Source organism: Bacillus sp. PSXD-155, assembly GCF_049310765.1.
Classification (GTDB): Bacteria; Bacillota; Bacilli; order Bacillales; family Bacillaceae_G; genus Bacillus_A; species Bacillus_A cereus.
The window spans coordinates 1-4,720 of record NZ_JBMOWC010000111.1; the positions used below are offsets into that span (position 1 = coordinate 1).

The window sequence follows — 4,720 nt, forward strand, 5'->3', positions numbered from 1 at the left end:
AATATGAATGTAAATGAAATTATGGTATCAAAAGATGAAAAAAGAATAAAAGAGCTTATGACAGAAATTGATACATTGCATACAGAAACTAATCAGTTATTAAAGCAGTTTGAGGTTAGAGTTAGTGCTAGTAAAGAAAAAGAATTATATACAACATTTCTTGAAAGATTTAATGAATTAAGAACACAACTGAAGAAAGTGGAAGATTTGGGGCAATCTAATAATGAAGAAGCATATGCTTATTATCTAAAAGAAGTTGAACCAAATATGAAAAAGACAACTCAGGCAATTGGTGAACTTATCCTATATAATAATAATAATGCAGAGCAATTACAAAAAAATAATACCGACAGTGCAACAAGCACAATAATGATGTTTGTTAGTATTTCCATTATAGCAATTGCAATCGTTATTTTTATTGGATATATCATTAAAAATGCGATTAAACAACCAATTGTATTACTACAAAGGGATATGCAACAAGTATCCAAAGGTGACCTAACAATCCGTACTTCTTATAAATCAAATAATGAATTGGGAAGCATTGTGAAATCTTTTAATAGTATGTTAGATAACTTGCAACAATTAATTGGTGAAGTAAAAATCACAACTCAAGAGGTTATTTCTTCTACCAATGGAATGTTGCAAGATACTAAACGAGCATCTCGTGTATCAAGAGAGGTTGTTCAAACTATTTCTGAGATCGATAAAAAAATAGAAGGACAAGTTACTAGTATTCAAGAAAGTTCATTATCAATGGAAGAAATAGCGACTGGAGTTCAAACAGTAGCTGAATCTTCGGCAACGGTTACAGAATTGGCTGTCACAACAACAGAACAAGTCAATTCTGGTAGTGAAGTAATAAAACAATCGATACTTCAAATGAATAGTGTTCATGAGGTTGTTGAAGAAACATCCACAGTAATTGATAGACTTGTTACACGTACACAGCAAATTGATAGCGCTCTGGACGCTATCACTAACATTGCTGAACAAACTAATCTTCTCGCCTTAAACGCTGCGATTGAAGCAGCGCGTGCCGGAGAAAATGGAAAAGGATTTGCAGTAGTTGCAGCTGAAGTAAGGGATTTAGCAGAGAAATCGAAAGAATCGGCAAATGAAATTAATCATTTAATACAATTGATTCAAACAGATACAAAAGATACGGTGGATGTCATGCAAAAGGGCCAACAAAAGGCTACAGAAGGAAAAGAAGCTGCTTATCAAGCAGATCAAGCATTCTCATCTATTATGGTGGCTATTAATAAAATCACTAGCCAAATTCAAGAGGTATCTGCAGCGACAGAAGAAATGTCTGCCGGTACAGAAGAAGTTAATGCTTCTATATCAAGTGTTTCTGAAACTGCAACACAAATAGCTAAAGAAACCACTCAAACTGTACAGTCAATCCAATCACAAGCAGCATCAATTGAGGAAGTATCGAGTCAATCTAACAAAATAAAAGAAAAAGTAGAAGCATTATCAGAATTAGTTTCAAAATTTATTATTGAAACTAAAAAAGCTGGAAAATAAAATAGGTTGAATATTATAAAAAACTACAGGTTCTTAATCAATTACAGACCTGTAGTTTTTATTATGATTTACCTATTTTTCAACCTTTGTCCTTCTTTTTTGTAAAACGAAGTGAAAGTAGGGATAGTTCAAATCTCTTCGAACATTAATTATACTCCCTGGTGGCGGCCACTTAAAAATAACACCTACAATATTTGTAGGTGTTATTTTTAAGTATTTAGGCTTGTAAAATGTTTCGTATTTCTTCTATATCAAAACTTGTAAACTTTGCAATATCTTCAATTGGCATTCCATTTTTATGCATTCCACAAATCAATTGAATTTTTCCTTCTTCAATCCCCTCTTGACGCCCTTCTTTCTTTCCTTCATTACGAGCATGAGCAAATTTTGCGGCTTCATCCATCAACGCTTTCTCCCTTGCTTCATACGCTTGTCGGAAAGAAGAATCTTGACTCATACGTTCCCATTTATTCATTTATAATTCAAGAATTTCTTGTATTTCTTCTATAGATAAATTCGTAAATTTCGCAATATCTTTTATTGGCATTCCGTTTTTGTGCATACCACGAATAAGCTGTATCTTCCCTTGTTCAATACCTTTTTCAATGCCCTTTTGTTCTGCATAAGCAAACTTTGCAGCCTCATCCATAAGAGCTTTTTCCCTTGCTTCATATGCTTGTCGGAAAGAAGAATCTTGACTCATACGTTCCCATTTATTCATTGCTTTTTGTAAAATAGGGTCTTGGTTCATCGCAATATCCTCCAATGTTTGGGTTAATTGTTCATCCTCATTCGCTGGAAGTAATAACAACCAACGAACAAATGAATCTTCCCAGGGATTTATTTGTTCATTCCGCCACTGTTGCATGAGTTTGGGAATCTCTACAATATGAACTTCAATATCATCACTTAACTTCTTTTGTTGCTGTTGATTCCATAGGATTCCTGTTGTATGAAATGCTTCATATTCTGGAAACATCACAAAGTTTAATAAATTAATCGTAATGGTTTTGTGAAGAGAACTATATGGCATTCCCTTTTGTAGTTGGGATGTATATAACCTTCCCCAGTAATACAAACTTCTCTTAATCATGTCATGATTGTTATTCAGCTGTATTTCTATATTTACCTTTGTTCCTGTATCTAATGTAGCGGAAATATCTAAAATCGATAATTTATCCTCTTCATGTTCTCGGTGCAAGTGTGGATCTTCTAGTTGTAACGAAACAATGGGTGATTCTAAAGAATCTTGTAACATCGCATTTAAAAAAGCAATGAGAATATCTTCATTTCCACTTGTACCAAATAATTGTTTAAAAGCAAAATCAATACGTAAATTCACTAATTGTTGGTTGGACATGGGTTTTCCTCTCCCCATCTCATATGATGTTTTTCTTTCATTGTACATAAAAGAGTGATCCATATGCAAATAAGCTCTTATATCCGTGGACATAAGAGCTTATTTGCTACCATACATAATTAACAGATCAGTTGACTTTCATAGAAATTGAAAGATTGCCTACTGGGGGTACCGCCACACATCCATCAACTTAAGAAAATAGACTATTCTTAAACTTAAAAGCACGTTACTATTCTCTTATGTTAATGAGAAAGGGTGACGTGCTTTTTATGAATATGCATCAAAAACAAGAGCTGTCTTTATTTGCCGAAGAGTTATATCGATATATGTCTCCCGCTACACTTAATCAATTAGCTATAGAAGCAGGTGGAATGAAACGAAAACGTAAGTGCCATGGGCACCATTTTTTATCTTTGTGTGTATGGTTAAATCAACAAATCGCTACAACCTCTCTTACTCAACTTTGTAGTCAATTAGAAACTTCAACAGGAATTTTATTAAGTCCTGAGGGACTGAATCGACGATTTAACTCGGCTTCTGTAGCCTTCTTTCGAACTGTATTTACTACACTTCTACAAGCTAAAATTGGAGGATCATCTACAATTTCTCATTCTCTTTCTGCTTACTTTGAGCGGATTCGCATCCTTGATTCTACAACCTTTCAAGTTCCAGATCGATTCGCAGCTACTTATCCTGGTGCCGGAGGCTGTAGTCATACAGCTGGTGTAAAAATTCAATTAGAGTATGACTTGTTGAGTGGAGAGTTTTCTGATGTGAAAATTGAACCAGGAAAACGAAGTGATCAGGCATATGGGGCGACTCGAATGGACATGACACAAAAGAATGAACTATATATTCGTGACTTAGGGTATTTTCGTTTACAAGACTTTAAATCAATCCAAGATAAGGAAGGGTATTATTTATCGCGTCTTAAATTACCAACTAAAATATATAGAAAAGAATTCGAAACAGTGGTATTTAAAACAAAACCTGCTCAATTGAGACCGGTATATATACAAATTCATTTGGAAGACATCATGAACCAATTACAACCTGGCCAAGTTTATGAATTACAAGATGTATATGTAGGGAGCAAAGACAAACTACCCACTCGCATTGTGGTTTATAGATGTACAGAGGCGCAAAAACAGAAACGTCTACATGATCGAGCTATTCGTGAAAAGAAAAAAGGGATTACATATACAGATCGTACGAAACTTTTACAAGGAATTACGGTATATATGACAAACATTCCTACGGAATGGGTACCGAAAGAGAAAATCTATGATTTATATTCACTGCGTTGGCAAATTGAGCTGTTATTTAAAATATGGAAATCTTGGTTTCGAATTCATCGTTGTAAATCTATTAAACAAGAGCGATTAGAATGCCACCTTTATGGACAACTCATTAGTATTCTATTATGTTCTTCTACTATGTTTAAAATGAGAGAACTCCTATTACGTAAGAAACAGAAAGAACTAAGTGAATATAAAGCGATGTACATAATTAAAGATTATTTCTTACTTTTTCATCAAGCACTACATAAAAACACCCAAGAATTATCAAAGATTCTCCTTCGTCTGTTTAACCTCCTACAGCGAAACGGACGAAAATCTCACAGATATGAGAAAAAAACAGTCTTTGATATTTTAGGTGTTGTGTATGAGTATACCACTTCTGCCCATCAGGTAGCATAGCGAAAAATTTGAAACCCGTCAGGGTTTATTTGACGTGCCTACTTTTATAACATCTATAAAAGATAATAAAAAACTACGTGGAAAGACCGCATTTTGTATAAAAATATACGTTAAGTTGATGGATGTG

At 34.0% G+C, this 4,720-nt stretch carries 3 protein-coding genes and 1 pseudogene; 2 read left to right on the forward strand and 2 right to left on the reverse strand.

Features of this window, described 5'->3' with window-relative positions; genetic code table 11:
* Nucleotides 1–1,533: methyl-accepting chemotaxis protein (locus ACO6VI_RS32695; protein WP_422425170.1), on the forward strand; the 1,533-nt coding region annotated here is incomplete at its 5' end.
* Between the two features lie 217 nt (nucleotides 1,534–1,750).
* Here the strand turns inward: ACO6VI_RS32695 and ACO6VI_RS32700 are convergent.
* Together ACO6VI_RS32700 and ACO6VI_RS32705 are read right to left on the reverse strand one after the other, a co-directional pair.
* Nucleotides 1,751–2,008 (reverse strand): annotated as a pseudogene (locus ACO6VI_RS32700) (Rpn family recombination-promoting nuclease/putative transposase); the annotation flags it as partial.
* Nucleotides 2,009–2,893 (reverse strand): Rpn family recombination-promoting nuclease/putative transposase, encoded by an 885-nt coding sequence (locus ACO6VI_RS32705; RefSeq protein WP_422425172.1) that lies wholly within the window; start codon nucleotides 2,891–2,893, stop codon nucleotides 2,009–2,011. It lies immediately after the preceding pseudogene.
* Between the two features lie 269 nt (nucleotides 2,894–3,162).
* Between ACO6VI_RS32705 and ACO6VI_RS32710 the strand changes: the two genes are divergently transcribed.
* Nucleotides 3,163–4,593: an IS4-like element ISBce2 family transposase gene (locus ACO6VI_RS32710; RefSeq protein WP_422424664.1), complete on the forward strand. Its 1,431-nt coding sequence runs from the start codon at nucleotides 3,163–3,165 to the stop codon at nucleotides 4,591–4,593.
* The last annotated feature ends 127 nt before the right edge of the window (nucleotides 4,594–4,720 follow it).

Bases quoted from the DNA above. Each gene is read 5' to 3' on its own strand.
- ACO6VI_RS32710 (WP_422424664.1), top strand. From the start codon at position 3,163: ATGAATATGCATCAAAAACAAGAGCTGTCTTTATTTGCCGAAGAGTTA.
- ACO6VI_RS32705 (WP_422425172.1), bottom strand. From the start codon at position 2,893: ATGTCCAACCAACAATTAGTGAATTTACGTATTGATTTTGCTTTTAAA.